Origin of the sequence: Tenacibaculum sp. 1_MG-2023 (assembly GCF_030547425.1) — a bacterium.
Lineage (GTDB): Bacteria > Bacteroidota > Bacteroidia > Flavobacteriales > Flavobacteriaceae > Polaribacter.
Genome location: NZ_JAUORH010000003.1, coordinates 144,827 through 163,629, shown reverse-complemented (window position 1 = coordinate 163,629; position 18,803 = coordinate 144,827). Strand labels below are relative to the sequence as shown.

Annotated in this window: 18 protein-coding genes; 16 read left to right on the top strand and 2 right to left on the bottom strand. The window is 32.0% G+C overall.

The features are described 5' to 3' along the window. Positions 1-13 precede the first annotated feature (13 nt). Positions 14-415, top strand: a complete 402-nt coding sequence (locus Q4517_RS03755) for a lipocalin family protein (RefSeq protein ID WP_303506391.1) — start codon at positions 14-16, stop codon at positions 413-415. 147 nt (positions 416-562) lie between these two features. On the opposite strand, the gene recR is transcribed toward Q4517_RS03755, so the two are convergent. Further along, the gene (gene recR, locus Q4517_RS03750; protein WP_303506388.1) at positions 563-1,180 is read right to left on the bottom strand and encodes a recombination mediator RecR; all 618 of its coding nucleotides are present in this window, start codon (positions 1,178-1,180) and stop codon (positions 563-565) included. A gap of 70 nt (positions 1,181-1,250) precedes the next feature. Between recR and Q4517_RS03745 the strand changes: the two genes are divergently transcribed. The 14 genes from Q4517_RS03745 (at position 1,251) to Q4517_RS03680 (ending at position 17,322) form a co-directional block, all read left to right on the top strand. Continuing rightward, positions 1,251-2,714, top strand: a complete 1,464-nt coding sequence (locus Q4517_RS03745) for an aminoacyl-histidine dipeptidase (protein WP_303506386.1) — start codon at positions 1,251-1,253, stop codon at positions 2,712-2,714. A 64-nt stretch (positions 2,715-2,778) separates the two neighbouring features. Further along, positions 2,779-3,366 carry an ACP phosphodiesterase gene (locus Q4517_RS03740; protein ID WP_303506384.1) on the top strand — a complete coding sequence of 196 codons (588 nt, stop codon included), beginning with the start codon at positions 2,779-2,781 and terminating at the stop codon, positions 3,364-3,366. Positions 3,367-3,372: 6 nt separating this feature from the next. Then, positions 3,373-5,052, top strand: a complete 1,680-nt coding sequence (ggt, locus tag Q4517_RS03735) for a gamma-glutamyltransferase (RefSeq protein ID WP_303506382.1) — start codon at positions 3,373-3,375, stop codon at positions 5,050-5,052. Beyond that, on the top strand, positions 5,052-5,912 hold the full coding sequence (locus Q4517_RS03730; RefSeq protein ID WP_303506381.1) for an RluA family pseudouridine synthase: 861 nt from the start codon (positions 5,052-5,054) through the stop codon (positions 5,910-5,912). Before ggt ends, Q4517_RS03730 begins: the two co-directional genes overlap by 1 nt. Positions 5,913-5,941: 29 nt before the next feature. Beyond that, positions 5,942-6,616 (top strand): tRNA (guanosine(37)-N1)-methyltransferase TrmD, encoded by a 675-nt coding sequence (trmD, locus tag Q4517_RS03725; protein WP_303506379.1) that lies wholly within the window; start codon positions 5,942-5,944, stop codon positions 6,614-6,616. Positions 6,617-6,738: 122 nt separating this feature from the next. After that, positions 6,739-7,086 (top strand): 50S ribosomal protein L19, encoded by a 348-nt coding sequence (gene rplS, locus Q4517_RS03720; protein WP_303506377.1) that lies wholly within the window; start codon positions 6,739-6,741, stop codon positions 7,084-7,086. A 721-nt stretch (positions 7,087-7,807) separates the two neighbouring features. Then, positions 7,808-10,033 (top strand): NADP-dependent isocitrate dehydrogenase, encoded by a 2,226-nt coding sequence (locus tag Q4517_RS03715; RefSeq protein ID WP_303506375.1) that lies wholly within the window; start codon positions 7,808-7,810, stop codon positions 10,031-10,033. A 205-nt stretch (positions 10,034-10,238) separates the two neighbouring features. Next, positions 10,239-11,054 (top strand): N-acetylmuramic acid 6-phosphate etherase, encoded by an 816-nt coding sequence (murQ, locus tag Q4517_RS03710; protein ID WP_303506373.1) that lies wholly within the window; start codon positions 10,239-10,241, stop codon positions 11,052-11,054. After that, complete coding sequence (locus tag Q4517_RS03705; RefSeq protein ID WP_303506371.1) at positions 11,047-11,286, top strand: DUF6095 family protein; 240 nt, start codon at positions 11,047-11,049, stop codon at positions 11,284-11,286. Before murQ ends, Q4517_RS03705 begins: the two co-directional genes overlap by 8 nt. A 60-nt stretch (positions 11,287-11,346) precedes the next feature. Next, positions 11,347-12,342, top strand: a complete 996-nt coding sequence (locus Q4517_RS03700) for a D-alanine--D-alanine ligase (protein ID WP_303506369.1) — start codon at positions 11,347-11,349, stop codon at positions 12,340-12,342. A 91-nt stretch (positions 12,343-12,433) separates the two neighbouring features. Further along, positions 12,434-13,387, top strand: a complete 954-nt coding sequence (locus Q4517_RS03695) for a hypothetical protein (protein WP_303506367.1) — start codon at positions 12,434-12,436, stop codon at positions 13,385-13,387. 48 nt (positions 13,388-13,435) lie between these two features. Next, positions 13,436-14,137: a hypothetical protein gene (locus Q4517_RS03690; RefSeq protein WP_303506365.1), complete on the top strand. Its 702-nt coding sequence runs from the start codon at positions 13,436-13,438 to the stop codon at positions 14,135-14,137. Positions 14,138-14,145: 8 nt separating this feature from the next. Continuing rightward, the gene (locus tag Q4517_RS03685) at positions 14,146-16,101 is read left to right on the top strand and encodes a hypothetical protein (RefSeq protein WP_303506363.1); all 1,956 of its coding nucleotides are present in this window, start codon (positions 14,146-14,148) and stop codon (positions 16,099-16,101) included. A gap of 45 nt (positions 16,102-16,146) precedes the next feature. Then, on the top strand, positions 16,147-17,322 hold the full coding sequence (locus Q4517_RS03680; protein WP_303506361.1) for a gliding motility-associated C-terminal domain-containing protein: 1,176 nt from the start codon (positions 16,147-16,149) through the stop codon (positions 17,320-17,322). On the opposite strand, the gene Q4517_RS03675 is transcribed toward Q4517_RS03680, so the two are convergent. Beyond that, positions 17,323-17,817 carry a DinB family protein gene (locus tag Q4517_RS03675; protein WP_303506359.1) on the bottom strand — a complete coding sequence of 165 codons (495 nt, stop codon included), beginning with the start codon at positions 17,815-17,817 and terminating at the stop codon, positions 17,323-17,325. 240 nt (positions 17,818-18,057) lie between these two features. Here Q4517_RS03675 and Q4517_RS03670 point away from each other — a divergent pair, with 240 nt between their 5' ends. Further along, on the top strand, positions 18,058-18,762 hold the full coding sequence (locus tag Q4517_RS03670; RefSeq protein ID WP_303506357.1) for a hypothetical protein: 705 nt from the start codon (positions 18,058-18,060) through the stop codon (positions 18,760-18,762). The last annotated feature ends 41 nt before the right edge of the window (positions 18,763-18,803 follow it).

The window sequence follows — 18,803 nt, the reverse complement described above, 5'->3', positions numbered from 1 at the left end:
ATCACATTTAACTATGAAAAAAATTTTAGTTTTAACAATTGCTTTGTTTAGCTTATTAGCTTGTTCTTCTGACGACGAAAACAATTTAGACCCTATAGTAGGAACTTGGTATAAGTTTTCTATAAATGAGCAAGAAGTTAATGATTGTGAAAAAAACACAACAATCAAATTCTCTCAAAATGGTACATTTACAGCTACTTATTCTTATTACAACGGAGAGAACACTTGTCTTACTGAAGAAACGTTTAAAGGAACATGGACTAATAAAGGCAATAATAATTACACAACTTTAGGAGAAGGAGATGATGAATCAAGCAAAATATTACTTAAAGACAACAACACCTATCAAGAAATATTTACTGAAGATACACCTGACGGAACAACAACCGCTATCACTACCTTCAAGAAAAAGTAAAAATTCTTACAAGGACTTCTACAACAAAATTTAATTCTTCTATAAAAGCTCTGTTTTTTAATCAAAAAAACAGAGCTTTTTTGATTAAAAAAGACATAGTTAACAGAAAACTTTTATTTCTACTCTTACTTTTGAACAGTCTCTTTTTTACCCTTTTATCGACTGCTCAAACGGTATTCTATTCACAATACTTCTTCCCAAAGTAACTTCATCTGCATATTCTAACTCGTCTCCTACCGAAATTCCTCTAGCTATTGTTGACGTTTTTATTCCCCATTGTTCTATCTGCTTATAAATATAAAAATTGGTGGTATCTCCTTCCATCGTAGAACTCAACGCAAAAATCAGTTCTTTTATCTCACCTTCTTTTACCTTTTCTACTAGTGATTCTATTTGTAGGTTCTGAGGACCAATTCCTTCAATAGGAGAAATCTTTCCACCTAACACATGATACAAACCTCTATATTGTGCTGTATTTTCAATCGCCATTACATCACGAATATCTTCTACCACACATACAATCTCTGCATTTCTCTTCGGATTACTACAAATATCACATAACACTGTATCTGAAATATTGTGGCACTTTTTACATGATTTTACATCGTTACGCAAATGCGTTAAAGCCTCTGCTAAATACTTCGTGTTCTCTTTCGGTTGTTTTAATAAATGTAACACCAAACGAAGTGCTGTACGCTTACCAATTCCTGGCAATCGACTTACTTCATTTACTGCATTTTCTAATAATTTTGATGAAAAATCCATGCTGCGAATTTACAATTTTTCGATAAGGATTAAGTATCTTCGTAGCTTTAAAATTAAAACTTCAATTCACATGAATTCAGAGATAAGAAACCTAGAACCAAAAGCTGTTTGGAAAAACTTTGCCGACTTAAACGCTGTACCTCGCCCTTCTAAAAAAGAAGAAAGAGTAATACAGTTTATGGTAGATTTCGGTAAGAACCTAAATCTTGAAACTATGGTTGACAACGTAGGGAATGTAATTATTCGTAAGCCTGCTTCAACTGGAATGGAAGACAGAAAAACAGTCGTTATGCAAAGCCATTTAGATATGGTCCATCAAAAAAATACTGATACTGTTTTTGATTTTGACACCGAAGGAATTAAAATGTTTGTAGATGGTGATTGGGTTAAAGCTGACGGAACTACATTAGGAGCCGACAACGGTTTAGGTGTTGCTGCTATTATGGGAGTTTTAGAATCTACTGACATTGCTCATCCTGCTATCGAAGCCTTGTTTACAATTGATGAAGAAACAGGCATGACAGGTGCTATGGGACTTGAAGGTGGTTTATTACAAGGTGAAATTTTATTAAACCTAGATACTGAAGAAGATGATGAAATAGGAATGGGATGTGCTGGTGGTGTAGATGTTACTGCAACTAGAAGTTATAATGAAGAAACTACTCCTGAAAACACCATCGCTTATGAAATTTCTGTTACTGGGTTAAATGGAGGTCACTCAGGAATGGATATTATTAAAGGTTTAGGAAACGCTAATAAAATAATGAACCGTTTATTATTTGACGGGTTTACCAACTTCGGATTACGTGTTGCTGAAATTAACGGAGGTAGCTTACGTAATGCCATTCCTCGTGAAAGCTTTTCTACTGTAGTTATTGATGCTGTTTCTAAAGAACCTTTCTTATTTGAAATACATGAGCTTATTAACAATATTAAAGCTGAGTTTTCAACATTAGAACCTAACCTTACTATTGAATTAAAAGAAGTTGACACTCCTAAAACCGTGATGGATTTAGGTGTTCAAGAAGGTTTAATTAAGGCAATTTATGCTGCTTTAAACGGAGTATACCGTATGAGTCCAGATATAGATGGATTAGTAGAAACTTCAAATAATATTGCTCGTATTATTGTAAAAGACGGAGCTATTAAAATTGGTTGTTTAACTCGTTCTTCTTCCGAAACTAATAAATGGGATTTAGCTAACTCATTACGTTCATCTTTTGAATTAGCTGGTTTTGATGTAGAGTTTTCAGGCTCTTACCCTGGTTGGCTACCCAATGTAAATTCTGAAATATTAAAAACAGTTACAAAATTATACGAAGAACTACACAACGATAAACCACATGTAGCAGCATGTCACGCAGGTTTAGAGTGTGGTATTTTAGGTCAAAACTACCCAGAAATGGATATGGTTTCTTTTGGACCTAATATTAAAGGGGCTCACTCACCTGATGAGCGTGCACAGATATCATCAACACAAAAATTCTGGAAGTTTTTATTAGAAATTTTAAAGAACACTCCTGTAAAGAATTAAAAACTTATACATAAACTTTAAGACCACAACTGTACAGTTGTGGTTTTTTGTTTACATTTATAAAATGAATTTTTTAGCGCACTTATACCTTTCTGAAGATAACACAAACATCATGATTGGTAACTTTATAGCAGACCACGTGAAAGGCAATAAGTTTTCTCACTTTCATGAAGATATTCAAAAAGGCATTTTATTGCATCGAGAAATTGATACGTATACAGATGCGCATAAAATTGTTAGAATAAGCAAACGACGCTTACATGAACGCTATCGACACTACGATGGTGTAATTATCGATATTTTTTACGATCATTATTTAGCCAAAAACTGGAGAAACTATTCTCAAATTCCGTTAAATATATATGTAAATTCTGTATATAAATTACTTCAAGAAAATATTGATAGTCTTCCTGAAAGAACACAAGAAATGCTTCCTTATATGGTACAATATAATTGGTTATACAATTATCAATTTGCCAAAGGAATTCAAGAGGTTTTAAATGGTATGAATAGGCGTACTGATGGAAAATCAAAAATGAACTTAGCTACGGAAGACTTACTAGAAAATTATCAAATTTTCGAAAACGATTTCACTACTTTTTTTGAAGACCTCCGTGCATTCTCGCATCAAAAACTAAAAGAACTAAGTTAACAAAACATGAAAAAAGCACTCTTATTTTTTTCAATACTCACAGTATTATACAGTTGTAAGAAGAGAAAAATTGTAGGTACAGTTACCGAAAAAGCCATGGTTGTTTCTGCCCGCAAAGAGGCTTCAAAAATTGGTTCAGATATTTTACAAAAAGGTGGTAACGCTTTTGATGCCATGGTTGCTACCGAACTAGCATTAGCAGTCGCTTACCCTTATGCTGGAAATCTTGGTGGTGGTGGATTTATGGTTTATCGACAAGGCACAGGAGAAATCGGTGCATTAGATTATCGTGAAAAAGCTCCACTTGCCGCTCATAAAGACATGTATTTAGATAGCTTAGGAAATGTAATTGAAAATAAAAGTACTTTAGGCGCTATGGCAGTAGGGGTTCCAGGAACAGTAGCTGGTGTTTTTGCCACACATAAAAAGTTTGGTTCATTACCTATTCAAGAAATTTTAAAACCAGTCATAGCTTTAGCTAAAAAAGGCGTTGTAGTTACTCAAAAACAAGAAGACCGCATAAAAAAATATCAACATTATTTTTTAAAAGTAAATAAAGACTCTATTCTTTTTGATAAACTTTGGAAAAAAGGAGACACTATCAAATATCTTGCTTTAGCTTCAACTTTAGAACGTATTTCACAAAATGGTAGAGATGAATTTTACAAAGGTGAAACCGCCAAACGTCTCGTTGCTTTTATGCAGTCGAATGGTGGAATTATAAATGAAGAGGATTTGGCTAAATACGAAGCTAAATGGAGAACTCCGATTACTTTTACCTACGACGATTTACGAATTATTTCTATGTCTCCACCTGCTAGCGGAGGAATTTGTTTAGCACAAATAATGAATGGAATTGAACCTTTTGATTTAGACAAATACGGTCATAATTCAACAAAAACTATGCAGGTAATTACTGAAGCAGAACGTAGAGCTTATGCAGATAGAAGTTTTTATTTGGCTGATCCTGATTTTGTAAAAATTCCAGTTGAAACACTTATTAGTAAAGAATACACAAAAGACCGAATGAATGATTTTTCTTTTGAAAAGGCAACTTCTTCTACCGATGTCTCTCATGGAAGTATTACTATGGTTGAAAGTGATGAAACCACCCACTACTCTATCGTTGATCAATTCGGAAATGCTGTTTCTGCCACTACAACAATCAACGGAGCTTATGGTTCTAAATTATATTGTTCAGACTTAGGTTTCTTCTTAAATAACGAAATGGATGATTTTTCAAGCAAGCCGGGTGTACCAAACATGTTTGGGTTAGTAGGTGCTGAAGCTAATAAAATTGAACCTGAAAAACGTATGTTAAGCTCAATGACTCCCACTATTGTAGAGAAAAACGGAAACTTATATATGGTTATAGGAACACCCGGTGGTTCAACAATTATTACTTCTGTATTACAAACCATTTTAAATGTACATGAGTTTGGTATGGGAATGCAAGAGGCGGTAAATCAACCTCGTTTTCATCATCAATGGTTGCCTGATGTGATTAAAATGGAACCTAAAGGTTTTGATAAACAAGTAAAAATAAACTTACAAAATCTTGGATACGAATTAGACGAAACCAACTCACCAATTATCGGAAAAGTAGATGCTATTTTAATACTTCCTAATGGAAAATTAGAAGGTGGTGCTGATCATCGTGGTGATGATAAAGCTATAGGATTTTAATGGTTTCAAAAGAAACTCATAAAGTTCCTCTATTAGAAAACCCCATTCGGTTACAAGAGTATGCTGTTGGAATTTTCAAAACTATTCCTACTAAATCTGGTATAAAAAAAGCCATTAAAAAAGGGTTAATTAAAGTTAATAGCAAAACAACCACAACCGCTTTATACATTAAAGGAGGTGAAACCATTGAGTTACTTCAATCAAAAGAAAACTCGCAAAAAAAACATTTTAATTTCCCTTTAGATATTCTTTTTGAAGATGATTATCTAGCTATAGTTTATAAACCTGCAGGAATTTTAGTAAGTGGTAACTCTTTTGCTACAATTGACAACGCACTTGTACAAAACTTACAGAAAAGCACTTCACCTGATGCTACTCGCCCAAGACCTGTTCATCGTTTAGATTATCCAACTAGCGGGTTATTACTCATTGGAAAAACAACTGAGAGTATTATTGCTTTAAATCAACTATTTGAAAAAAAAGAAATTCGGAAAACATACCATGCTATTTGTATTGGTAAAATGGGAAGAAGTGGAGAAATTGATTTACCCATCGATAACAAAAGTGCCTTTACTTCGTTCGAAGTTATACAATCAGTGGAGTCTCCTCGATTTGATTTTTTGAATTTAGTAGAACTGAACCCAAAAACAGGTAGAAAACATCAACTACGTAAACATTTACTTATTATAAACAATCCTATTTTAGGGGACAAGGATTATTTTTTAGAAAATAAAATCATGAAAGGGAAAGGATTATTTCTACATGCATCTACGCTTACTTTTACACATCCTTTTAGTAAAGAAGAAATAACTATCACTAAAGAACTTCCTAAAAAATTCAAAAAAATATTCCCGCAATAAATCTCCTTTAAAACAGCTATCTTTGCCGCATGCGAATAGATATTATTACGGTAGAACCCGACTTAATAAAAAGTCCATTTCAAAATTCAATGATGAAGAGGGCTATTGATAAAGGACTCGCTGAAGTTCATTTTCATAACCTACGAGAATATGGGTTTGGTAATTATCGTCAAATAGACGATTATCAATTTGGTGGGGGTGCTGGAATGGTTTTAATGATTGAACCTATAGCTAAGTGTATTGAAAAACTTCAATCTGAAAGGACTTATGATGAAGTTATATATATGACTCCTGATGCTAAAACTCTAAATCAAGCTACGGCAAATACACTTTCATTAAAGGAAAATATTATCATTTTAACAGGACATTATAAAGGTGTAGACCAACGCATACGTGATAAATTTGTAACTAAAGAAATTTCTATTGGTGATTATGTCTTAACTGGAGGTGAATTAGCTGCTGCTGTTTTATGTGATGCTGTAATTCGATTAATCCCTGGAGTTTTAGGTGACGAAACTTCTGCTTTAACAGATAGTTTTCAAGATAACTTACTATCGCCACCGGTATATACAAGACCCTCAGAATATGAAGGAATGAAAGTACCTGAAGTCTTATTATCAGGAAACTTTCCTAAGATTGAAGAATGGCGCTCAGAACAAGCTTATAAAAGAACAAAAGAAATACGTCCAGATTTATTAGATTAACTAATAATCAGTGTTTTATTTATTTTTTTTATCAAAAGAAAAGCTTTAAGTTTGCAGCCACAAAATCAACCTCTGACGAAAATCGTGAATGTTGCTTTTATACAACCATAAATAATAATAAAATGGATTTAGTAAAATTTGTTCAAGACGAATTTGTAACAAGAAACGAATTACCAGAATTTACAGCTGGAGATACTATTACAGTATATTACGAAATTAAAGAAGGAAACAAAACTCGTACTCAGTTTTTTAGAGGAGTTGTTATCCAAAAAAGAGGAAGTGGAGCTTCTGAAACATTCACTATTAGAAAAATGTCTGGTACTGTAGGTGTTGAGCGTATCTTCCCTATTAACTTACCATCTATCCAAAAGATTGAAATTAACAAAACAGGTAAAGTACGTAGAGCACGTATTTACTACTTTAGAGGTCTTACTGGTAAGAAAGCTAGAATTAAAGAAAGAAGACACTAAAAACATCTTCTACTCAAAAAAAAATAAAAACACCATGAATATCATGGTGTTTTTTTTATTCACTTTTTGTTAACAACACACTTCCTCAAACTGTTGATAACAAAACACTTAAACTTACTAAAAAAACAGTATTATTCCTTATATTTGGGAATAGAGTTTACAAAGTAAGTGACATCTAAGTTATAGTTAACTATATTAATCACCAAAAGTAAACCTTTAAAGTAACGTTCTTTATATATTTTGTTTTTAAACATACTTAAAGCTAAGTACAATCATCATAATTTTTTTGATTAATTGTAAGTTATTAATAATTTATAGTTTTCTAGTTATAAGTTTATAAGTATTATTGGTTTTTATTTAGCTTAACTAATCTGTTTAAAAACATCGAAGTTTTTATTTTATAGGTGACATAATTTATAAAGTAAAGTTTCTTTTGAAGTAGTAACGTAGTTTTTTCTAAGGAAAAAGCATAAACGCAGTTTTATTTGACTATGTAGTAATACAGGTCAGCATCCTTACTATTTCAAGAAAGCCATATCAATTACAAGAAATTGTTTGATATGGCTTTTGTTTTTAATAACAAAACCTCTATTTCATCTATTTAAATTGTCAATTTCGTAGCAAAACACCCTAATTAATAACAATTTATCATCAAAAAACTCAACCGTAATTCTTAAATTTGCGTCACTTCAAAATATAATTTAATTTATTACTTATAAATATGAATAAGACTGCTAAAATTATGTACACAAAAACGGATGAAGCTCCAGCATTAGCTACTCGTTCGTTTTTACCAATCGTAAAAGCTTTTACAAAATCATCTAACATAGAAGTAGAAACCAAAGATATTTCTCTTGCGGGTCGTATTCTTGCTAATTTTTCAGACCTTTTACCTAAAGAGCAGCAGGTTGAAGATGCCTTAGCTTTTTTAGGAGATTTAGCAAAAAAGCCAGAAGCAAACATTATTAAACTTCCAAATATTTCAGCTTCTGTTCCTCAATTAAAAGCTGCTATAAAAGAACTACAAGCTTTAGGTTATGCTTTACCAAATTACCCAGAAGAAGCTACAACTGATGAAGAGAAAGCAATTTTAGCACGTTATAATAAAATAAAAGGATCTGCTGTAAACCCTGTTTTACGTGAAGGTAACTCTGACCGTAGAGCTCCAAAAGCTGTAAAAAACTACGCAAAAAAGAATCCTCATTCAATGGGTGCTTGGAGTGCTGACTCTAAAACTCATGTTTCTACAATGACAGAAGGTGATTTTGCACACAGCGAAAAATCAGTTACTGTACCAAACGCAACTGACGTACAAATTGTACACACAAATGCTGACGGAAATAAAACTGTTTTAAAAAATAAAGTATCATTACTAGCTAAAGAAGTTATCGATGCTTCAGTAATGAGTAAAAAAGCATTATTAGCTTTCTTAGAAGAACAAGTTAAAGATGCTAACGATAAAGGAGTGTTATTCTCTTTACACATGAAAGCAACTATGATGAAGGTTTCAGACCCTATCATTTTTGGTCATGCTGTACGTATTTTCTTTAAAGATTTGTTTACTAAACATAGTGAAACTTTTAAAGAAATTGGTGTAGATGTAAACAACGGTTTTGGAAACTTAGTAAGTAACCTTGAAGAGTTATCAGCAGATAAAAAAGCGGAGATTTTAACAGATATTGAAGCTATTTATGCTAGCAATCCTGATGTAGCAATGGTAAACTCTGACAAAGGAATTACCAACTTACATGTTCCTTCAGATGTAATTATTGACGCTTCAATGCCAGCAATGATTCGTACTTCTGGTCAAATGTGGAATAAAGAAGGAAAGCCTCAAGATGCAAAAGCTGTAATTCCTGATAGTTCTTATGCTGGTTTATACCAAGAAACTATCGATTTTTGTAAAAAAAATGGTGCTTTTGATCCTACTACAATGGGTACAGTTCCTAACGTAGGCTTAATGGCTCAGAAAGCTGAAGAATACGGTTCTCATGATAAAACATTTGAAATTACTTCTAATGGAAAAGTTGAAGTGATTGATGCTAGCGGAACTACTTTATTAGAGCATACTGTTGAAGCTGGTGATATTTGGAGAATGTGTCAAACAAAAGACGCACCTATTCAAGATTGGGTAAAATTAGCTGTTACTCGTGCAAGAGCTACAGGAGCACCTGCAGTTTTTTGGCTAGATGAAGAAAGAGCTCATGATAGAGAAATCATTAAAAAAGTAGAAAAGTACTTACAAGACCATGACACCACTGGATTAGAAATTAAAATCTTATCTCAAGTAGAAGCTACTAAATATACATTAGAAAGAGTTAAAGCAGGTAAAGAAACTATTTCTGTTACAGGAAATGTATTGCGTGATTATTTAACTGATTTATTCCCTATTTTAGAGTTAGGAACTTCAGCTAAAATGCTATCTATCGTTCCGTTAATGAATGGTGGTGGATTATTTGAAACTGGTGCTGGAGGATCTGCCCCAAAACATGTTCAACAATTAGTAGAAGAAAATCATTTACGCTGGGATTCTTTAGGTGAATTCTTAGCTTTAGCTGTTTCTTTAGAACATTTGGGAGAAACAAACAATAACAACAAAGCAAAAATATTAGCGGAAGCTTTAGATGATGCTACTGACAAATTATTAGACAATAAAAAAGGACCATCAAGAAAAACTGGAGAATTAGATAATAGAGGTTCTCATTTTTATTTAGCAATGTATTGGGCACAAGCTTTAGCCTCTCAGGACAAAGACACCGAGTTAAAAGCTCAATTTGCTCCTATTGCAGAAAAATTAGCAACAAATGAAACTACAATTGTAGAAGAACTAAATACTGTTCAAGGTAAAGCAGTAAATATTGGAGGATACTACGAGCCTAATAACGCATTAGCTAATGCAGTTATGCAACCTAGTGAAACTCTTAATGATATTTTACAAAGTATATAATTAATCAATTATATAAAATTCAAAAGCAGGTGGCAAAAATCACCTGCTTTTTTATTAAAATAAACCAAACAAATTACTAAACAATAACGTCCCCCGAATTACTATTTAATCCCCCATAACATTGCTTGGCTCATAGTTAAGACACAAAAAAATTATAATCGTCATATTCTAATTTCTTAAAATTTTTAATTAGTAAATTTGAAACATGAAGTTTACCAAAACAACCGAACAAGAGTCTAACTACAATAATTTAGAAAAAATGAGTATTTCTGAATTATTGTATAATATTAACAAAGAAGATAAAACAGTTCCTTTAGCTGTAGAAAAAGCACTCCCACAAATAGAGAAACTCACAGAACAAATTGTTTTGAAGTTAAAAAAAGGTGGCCGTTTATTTTACATCGGTGCAGGCACTAGTGGTCGTTTAGGTATCCTGGACGCAAGTGAATGTCCTCCTACTTTTGGTGTTCCCCATGAATTGGTCATTGGATTAATTGCTGGTGGTGATTATGCCATTAGAAAAGCGGTTGAATTTGCAGAAGATTCTACTAACCAAGGTTGGAAAGATTTACAAGAACATCAAATCTCTTCAAAAGATGTTGTTGTAGGAATTGCCGCATCAGGTACCACTCCTTATGTTATTTCTGCTTTAGAAGAATGCAATAATAACGATATTGTAACAGGCTGTATTACCTGTAATCAAGATAGTCCGTTATCATTAACCACTCAATTTCCCATTGAAGTCGTTGTAGGTCCTGAATTTGTAACAGGAAGCTCTCGTATGAAAGCGGGAACTGCTCAAAAATTAGTATTAAATATGCTATCTACAGCCAGTATGATTCAATTAGGAAGAGTTAAAGGGAATAAGATGGTTGATATGCAACTATCCAACAACAAATTAGTAGATAGAGGAGAAAAAATGTTAGCTTCTGAATTAAACATCGACCAAAAGACAGCTAGCGAATTATTAAAAAAATATGGAAATGTTCGTGAAGCTATAAAAAAATTTACAAATGAATAAACCTACTACTTTTGAAACTGGTATAAAAAAGCTTTTAGTTTTTTTAGGCTTGCTTATTATTTCTCCTTTAATACTAAGTATTGCCTTTAAAGCCTTACGTGCTTTTAAAGAAGCCCCTAAAGTTTTTATTGCTTATGGTTTGCTCGTGGTTGGTGTTTTATTAATACTATTTACTGTATATTATGGTTTTAAAACTTTTAAAACCATATTAGACCATCTTTTTAGCAAATAACTTTTGATAAAAAACAATTCCATAAAAAAAATAATAAATTGGGAGCACTGGCCCTCGGCGATGTTTTACCTTCCTAATCTTCCTTACGCTTTTTATTTAGCTTTTAAAGCTAAACACTTAACTTTTTTTAGTGCTGCAAACCCCTGCATAAAAAGCTCTGGAAACGGTACTGAAAGCAAATACGAAACCATATTATTGGTTCCTGAAAAATACCGACCTAAATCGGTTTTAATAAAACCAAACACTAATTTTGAAACAGTTTATAAAAAAATACAAAAGCAAAAAATAAACTTCCCTTTAATAGCAAAACCTGATGTGGGTTTTAGAGGTTTATTAGTTGAGAAAATAGCTTCAAAAGCAGCCTTAAAAAACTATATTGAAAAGTACTCTATTGATATTATCATTCAAGAATTTTTAGACCATGAGAATGAATGCGGTATTTTTTACCACAGAAATCCAAAAGATGATTCTGGTAAGATTTCTTCATTAACGCTAAAACGTTTTTTATCTGTTACAGGAGATGGTACTTCTACATTAAAAGAGCTTATTCTTGCTGATGAAAGAGCTAAATTATACATCGACTTATTTACTAAAATTCACCAAGATAAACTGACAGAAATACCTATTAAAAACAAAATTATTAAACTTACAGCTATAGGTAATCATTCAAAAGGAACACAATTTATTAATGGTAATCATTTAATAAGTGATAAACTAACCACCACTTTTGATAAGCTTAGTAAATCAATACCAGGTTGGTACTATGGACGAATTGACTTAAAGTACAACACCTTTGACGAACTAGAAAAAGGAATCGCCTTTAAAATACTAGAAATTAACGGAATAATAGCAGAACCTACACATATTTATGATGCAGAAAACTACACCTACTTAAAAGCTTTAAAAGCTATAAGAACCCACTGGAAATCGCTCTTTACTATTGCTATTACAAATCATAGAAACTTCAACACTCCATACAAAAGTTCTATAAGTTTTCTTAATGAAATTATTTTATTAAAAAAGTACACAAAAAAAATCAAACGTCTCTCCAAATAAAAATTATTTTTTATATTTGCCCGCCGATACATATTCATGTATTATTAAGAATCCCCCCGAGTCTTAAAAAAACAATTAATTATTTAACTGAATGGGAAGAAAATTACTTTTTTCTTTGATTCTTTTTTGTGCCATTACTCCAACTTTTTCACAAGTAAAAGTTGGAAACAATCCGTCTTCAATTCATTTAAATTCAATTTTAGAATTAGAAAGCTCAGACAAAGTATTAGTTATTAGTAGAATGACTAATGCTCAAATGAATGCTATACAACCTTTACGTGGCGCCTTAGTCTTTAATACTGATCAAAATTGTGTTTTTATGTATGATGGAACTACATGGATAAGTTTATGTAATGGTTCTGGGAATACAAGAGAAACTATAAAAGTAACCACCTCCTCTACTCCACCATCCGATAATAACATAGGTGATTTTTGGGTTAACGATACTCTAAATAACACTACCAGTATTTGGGACGGAACCAATTGGATTTCTATAGATAACAATCCTAGAAGAGGTAACGGAATACCTAATACTAGTACTGCTCCTGACCCAACCTCTGGAGATGTTTATGTAGATACAACTACTGGTGTAATTTATGCTTATAACGGTACAACTTGGGTAGCATCTAACGCAACGCTTTCTGCTAATAACGGACTTTTTATAAACGCAAGTAACACTATTCAATTAGGTGGGGTATTAATTCAGCCTACTACTATTGAAACTAGTACTGCAAATACGTTAGCCATTACAGGTTTAGAAAATGGAAGCACTTCTACTGATGATATCGTTACAGTAGATAGAACTACTGGCGTTTTAAAAAGAACTACTGCCTCTAACTTACTAAAAGAGGAAATTACAAAAATTACAGCTACAGATGGTCAAATAACTTTTACAGGGCTTACATTATATACAACTGACAAAATTAATGTGTACAGAAATGGAGTTAGAATAGACTTTACTGTTGATAATGCCACAACGATTACCATAGAACCTGATGCTACATGTTATGCAGGTGATGAAATACGAATAGTTCAACTTTATTAATAATAATCCTCAATTTAAAATCTTAAAAAACAATTTAATTATCAATTCATGAAAACAATTACAAACAAATTTAAATTAACATTGGCTACTTTAGGTCTTTTAGTTATTGGTACAGCTAACGCACAGCAAGAGACTGGAGATGTAACCACTAACAATAAAAACATTCAAACAGGTTTAAACAAAACTGTTAGAGTTATTGATAATAAAGGTACCATTAAGTATTTACAATCTAAAAATGGTATAACTATGATTACAAATACAACTACAGATCAAACTACAACAACCTGGCAATTAGGAGGTACACTAACTGACAATACATATATTGATGCTAGTGGTGCTATTTTTGCTTTAGATGGTATTGCTTTAGAAACTGGTGCAGCATCTACAAATGCAGTTGATGGTGAAGTTGCCAAAGGAGGTACTGCGACTGGAACAGGTTATACTTTTTTAGTAAGAGATGAAGCTACTGGTGAAACTAAGAAAATTTTAGCTGCTGATGTAGTTCAAAACGGACATTCAGTATTTACAGCTACTGCTGGTCAAACCGCTTATGATTTATCTGCATTAGTACCAGCACCTAACTTAACTAGTTATCAAAAAGTATGGGTATATAGAAACGGAGCTAAATTAGTTGCTAATTTAGACTATACTGTAGCTGGTTCTACGGTTACATTAGTTCCTAGTACTACTGCTCCTAACGATTGGTCGGTATATGATGGTGATATTATTGAAGTACAATTCAATTATTAATAATATTAATGCGTAATAACATTATTATACAAAAATTAGTATTTATAACTTCTGTATTGGCACTATTTTCTTTTAGTGCCAATGCACAAGAAGTTAGGGTTATAGATAATAAAGGAACTATACAAACGGTTAACAATAATACTGTAACCACATCTACAACTACACCAACCAACCCTGTTGAAAATGATGTTTGGTTCGATACAACCAATAGTCAAATAAAAATATATGATACTGTAGATGGTTGGAAGTTAATCAGCTCTACCCTTTCCTCTCAAAATATTTACACTGCCAACGGTAATTTAACTTCAAACCGTACTTTAAACGGTACCAACAGCTTTGGTTTAACTTTACAAAACTTAAACTATCTACAACTATTTAGTAACAGTATCCAAATAAATGGTATTAACAGTACCCAAATAAGTACTACAGGAGGTCCTATGCAGCTATCTGCTTCTTCAACAATGCAGTTAACAGCGCCAAGTAATATTATTTTACAAAGTCCAGCAGAGTTTAACAGCTCACTAATAGACATTAATGGTAATGCTGGTTCAACAGGTCAAATATTAACCTCTACAGGTACGGGTGTAGATTGGATAGATAACCCTGCTTTGAATAACTGGCTAATTACAGGTAATACTGGTACTACGAATACAAATTTTTTAGGAACGATTGATGATGTTAAAATGCAGATTCGTTCGAACAATACTCCAATGCTTGAATTTGGAAGAAGAGCTACTCTTAATTTAGTACAAGGCTACCCAGACTATAACGCCCCAGATCAATCATTAGTTTATTTAAATGGTTCTAATGGTGTATCTGCATTACAATTTAGAGCTGATGGTGCTAGTTTTTATAAACCTATGTTTTATACGACTTCTAATGGTAGCTTTAGATTAAAAGGAAGTTCTGGAAATACAGATTTATTTGAAATAGGTTCTGCAGGACCAAATAATCAAGGTCGTCTAGAGTTTATTATTGGTGATGACGGTAATGAACCTATGATATTTAAACGCTATTACTATTCTCCTCAAATATACAAAGAGTTCTTTAGAGTTCAAGGTAGTACGACTGGAAGATATGCTAAAACAAGATTTGGAATAAATATCAACCAACAAGAAATACCTATTTCTGGTGATATAAACGCAAACTATAATACTGGGAGTTTTAATATTGCAAACTCTACTTTACAAGTTCAAGGTTCCATTTCAAAATCTACTTTTACTACAACAAATAATTTAACACTAACTGAAGATCATTATTCTATAATTATTAATGGTAACCATACCATTACATTGCCTAATGCTTCTACCTGTGAAGGAAGAGAGTACGTGCTTAAAAATATAACGAGTAATAACATTAACATCTCAAGTTATCGTAACTTATCAAATGTAAATACAAACTTCATAGAAGCCAATACAGTTTTAAAAATTCAAAGTACAGGATCTAATTGGCATCAAATAAACAATTCAAATACGACAACTAGCGGAGGTGGAAGTTCAACCTTAACATATATCGATAAATATAACAGTACAAACTCTACAATAAGAGTAAATGATTATAATACAAACGGAACTTTAATACCGTTGAATTCTGTTAGGCTCTATAACGGACCAATTAATAATAGAAATAATAGTCAAGTACAAGTCACAGAAACAGGTTTATATGAAATTACATATACTGTTTCATTAAGAAAAGAGAATTCAAATGACTTCAATGATAGAACTAATAGCTCTTTTGAAATAGTTGTATGTCAAAACAACAACCCTATACCTAATACTGGTAGCATACTAACTCTTATAGGAAACACAAACCAAAGATATGTAAGTGCTTCTAGAACTGTGTTGTTAAACCTAACTGCCTATCAAAGCTATGGAATAAAAATTAGAGAAAAATATATAGGTGAAAATGGTGATGTAGTTATTGATGCTAATGCTACAGGCATGACAATTAAAAAAATTAACTAAATTATTGTAAGAGCTTTTATATATAACTATAAATACTTAAGTATTATGAAACTTTTTTTAACTTCACTATTCCTTTTGTTTATTCCTTTTTTTATTAAAGCTCAAACAGCCTTTCATAATTTAGGGAATGTACAATTTCATGATGGAGCTCAATTAGGTTTCCATACCAATGTTATTAATAATGGTACACTAGATAACTATACCGGTTTTGCTGGTTTTTATGCTGATAATGAAGTTAGAACTATTTCAGGAACTAATAGAGTTACTTTTTTCAATGTAGAGGTTGATGCTCTACAAAACTTAGAGCTATACAATTCTTTGGGTGTGCATAATCAATTAAGTTTTATTAACGGACAAGTGATTACTCCAAGAAACAACACTAGCATAACACTCAACTTTATTGATTATGACTTTTATGCGGGTGAAGATAATGAGCGACACGTTAATGGATACACCTCACTAAAACAAGGAAATAAAAACACTTCTAGCTTCACCTTCCCTGTGGGGGATGGAACAATGTTACGCCCAATGAGCTTACCTTATAAAGACAAGTATTATATTTTTAAAGGAGCATATTTTTACGAAGACCCAAACTTTCCTACCACTTTTACTGCTAACTTTTTAACAGATCAGAAACAAGCAATAATTGAAAATATTAGCAACATTGAATTTTGGGATTTAGAAGGTAAAAATGAAACCCGTATTACATTAACTTGGAATACCCGTAGTGATATAAGCTCTTTGGCTAATCAAGTTTCTCAGTTAATCGTTGTAGGCTGGAGTAAAACAGAAAATCAATGGGTAAATTTAGATGTATTAAAAGTTACTGGAGATTTATCGGAAGGAACAATTACATCAGCTGCGTTTGTTCCTGATAATTACGAAGTAATCACTATTGGTTCGCTATTAGATGATGAGATTAAAACAAATAATAATAATATTTTAATCTCCCCAAATGGAGATAATCTTAACGATTATTTAGTTTTTGATGAAGTAAATGAATATGCCCATAATAAACTTATTATTTATAATCGATGGGGAAATATTGTATATCAAACTGAAGATTATAAAAACGATTGGAATGGTACTTCTAACGGACGATCTACTATTAACAGAGAAAGTAAACTTCCAGCAGCAACTTACTTCTACTACCTAGAGTTAGGTGACCAACCAAACGCTTATCAAAAGCTTAAAAAAGGCTGGGTTTACATTAATCGATAATTATCTTACTAATTCTTTCTTTGGAGTTGTAGGGTTGTACCCAAAATCTGCATCAGGTAACTCTATTCCTAATTGATTTATAATAAAACCTATACTAGCAAAATGGTGTATTGCATGGCTATGCGCTTGTATCAAAGCACTACCTAACGTATAATTTGCAGTTACTTTTCCAGTTCCTAAATCATCTGTAACAGAAATAATTGTATCAAAATCTTCTGTTTCTAAACAATATAGTTGCTCAATTACCTCTTTAAAATATACAATTCCAAACTCCGTCTTCTGCTCTGCTAGTTGATTACGTTCTCTGTCAGAAAAATCAACACATTTTTTATCTAACCCATTAAAAATACAGACGAAAACATCCAGAATATGTCTCATATTAGCACCTATACTCGAATAATATGGTGGAATTGATGTATCACTATACTGTTCATCATTAATTGCTTCTAATAGTTTAATTCCTCTTTGTAAATTTTTATTAATAGCTGCTATCATTCGTAAGTATAAGTTTTCGAGTAAGTCGTATAAATATAGAACTTTTTACGGGGAGAAGTAAATTATTTTTTAAATCCTAAAAAAAATACTAAATATCAGTAGTTTAAAGTAAAAAATCACTTTATATTATCACTTTTAAAAAGCTTTAAAATATTTTTTGGCACGTTCTTTGGAAAATTACATAACAACTGCGGAAGCCGAAAAGCATATAGAGTAAGCATAACCCTAAAATTAGCAATTATGAGAACAGGGATACTTTTATTATTAGCAATGATGTCATTAACAACTGTAAATGCCGACAATATTGAAAAATCAACTAGCAAAATTGGGGTTACAAATCGTAATAATGATGCTGTTACCTTTGTAGAAAAGGGAATTCAATTCCATGTATTTTTAAACGGAGATTTCGACTTTAATACCCATTACAATAAATACTCTGATTACGGCGTACGCATTAAACGTGATAGAAGAGGTCGTGTTAGAAGTGTAGGAAATGTGTACATAAACTACGATGCTAGAGGAAACGTGAAACGAATTGGTAACGTATTTATAAAATATAAATTCGGAAACTTATTTAAAGTAGGAAACTTACATATTCAATACGATAGATGGGGAAATCCAAGATTTAGAGGATTTGTAAAATCGGGACACCGTTATCATTATGATGATCGTTACTATTATGATGATGGAGTTGATGTAAATATCGATATAAACATAGGAGATATTTTTGACTATGATGATGTTTATTTTTACAGAAAAGATTTTGGAAGAAACTATCGTAAGTTTAAAGAGGATAATAATTATTATTACTATAGAGCCTTACCAAATTCAAAAATTGGAAAGCGTAGTAAAGTGATAAAAAGACGTAAAAACAAAACTTACAAGAATAAATATAGGAAAGGAAAACCTGAGCAAAGAGGTAAATCAAGAAGAAACCATGATTAAACAAAAATCCCTCATCAAAATTGATGAGGGATTTTTCATTT

Bases quoted from the DNA above. Each gene is read 5' to 3' on its own strand.
- Q4517_RS03755 (WP_303506391.1), top strand. From the start codon at position 14: ATGAAAAAAATTTTAGTTTTAACAATTGCTTTGTTTAGCTTATTAGCT.
- recR (WP_303506388.1), bottom strand. From the start codon at position 1,180: ATGGATTTTTCATCAAAATTATTAGAAAATGCAGTAAATGAAGTAAGT.
- Q4517_RS03745 (WP_303506386.1), top strand. From the start codon at position 1,251: ATGAATTCAGAGATAAGAAACCTAGAACCAAAAGCTGTTTGGAAAAAC.
- Q4517_RS03740 (WP_303506384.1), top strand. From the start codon at position 2,779: ATGAATTTTTTAGCGCACTTATACCTTTCTGAAGATAACACAAACATC.
- ggt (WP_303506382.1), top strand. From the start codon at position 3,373: ATGAAAAAAGCACTCTTATTTTTTTCAATACTCACAGTATTATACAGT.
- Q4517_RS03730 (WP_303506381.1), top strand. From the start codon at position 5,052: ATGGTTTCAAAAGAAACTCATAAAGTTCCTCTATTAGAAAACCCCATT.
- trmD (WP_303506379.1), top strand. From the start codon at position 5,942: ATGCGAATAGATATTATTACGGTAGAACCCGACTTAATAAAAAGTCCA.
- rplS (WP_303506377.1), top strand. From the start codon at position 6,739: ATGGATTTAGTAAAATTTGTTCAAGACGAATTTGTAACAAGAAACGAA.
- Q4517_RS03715 (WP_303506375.1), top strand. From the start codon at position 7,808: ATGAATAAGACTGCTAAAATTATGTACACAAAAACGGATGAAGCTCCA.
- murQ (WP_303506373.1), top strand. From the start codon at position 10,239: ATGAAGTTTACCAAAACAACCGAACAAGAGTCTAACTACAATAATTTA.
- Q4517_RS03705 (WP_303506371.1), top strand. From the start codon at position 11,047: ATGAATAAACCTACTACTTTTGAAACTGGTATAAAAAAGCTTTTAGTT.
- Q4517_RS03700 (WP_303506369.1), top strand. From the start codon at position 11,347: ATGTTTTACCTTCCTAATCTTCCTTACGCTTTTTATTTAGCTTTTAAA.
- Q4517_RS03695 (WP_303506367.1), top strand. From the start codon at position 12,434: ATGGGAAGAAAATTACTTTTTTCTTTGATTCTTTTTTGTGCCATTACT.
- Q4517_RS03690 (WP_303506365.1), top strand. From the start codon at position 13,436: ATGAAAACAATTACAAACAAATTTAAATTAACATTGGCTACTTTAGGT.
- Q4517_RS03685 (WP_303506363.1), top strand. From the start codon at position 14,146: ATGCGTAATAACATTATTATACAAAAATTAGTATTTATAACTTCTGTA.
- Q4517_RS03680 (WP_303506361.1), top strand. From the start codon at position 16,147: ATGAAACTTTTTTTAACTTCACTATTCCTTTTGTTTATTCCTTTTTTT.
- Q4517_RS03675 (WP_303506359.1), bottom strand. From the start codon at position 17,817: ATGATAGCAGCTATTAATAAAAATTTACAAAGAGGAATTAAACTATTA.
- Q4517_RS03670 (WP_303506357.1), top strand. From the start codon at position 18,058: ATGAGAACAGGGATACTTTTATTATTAGCAATGATGTCATTAACAACT.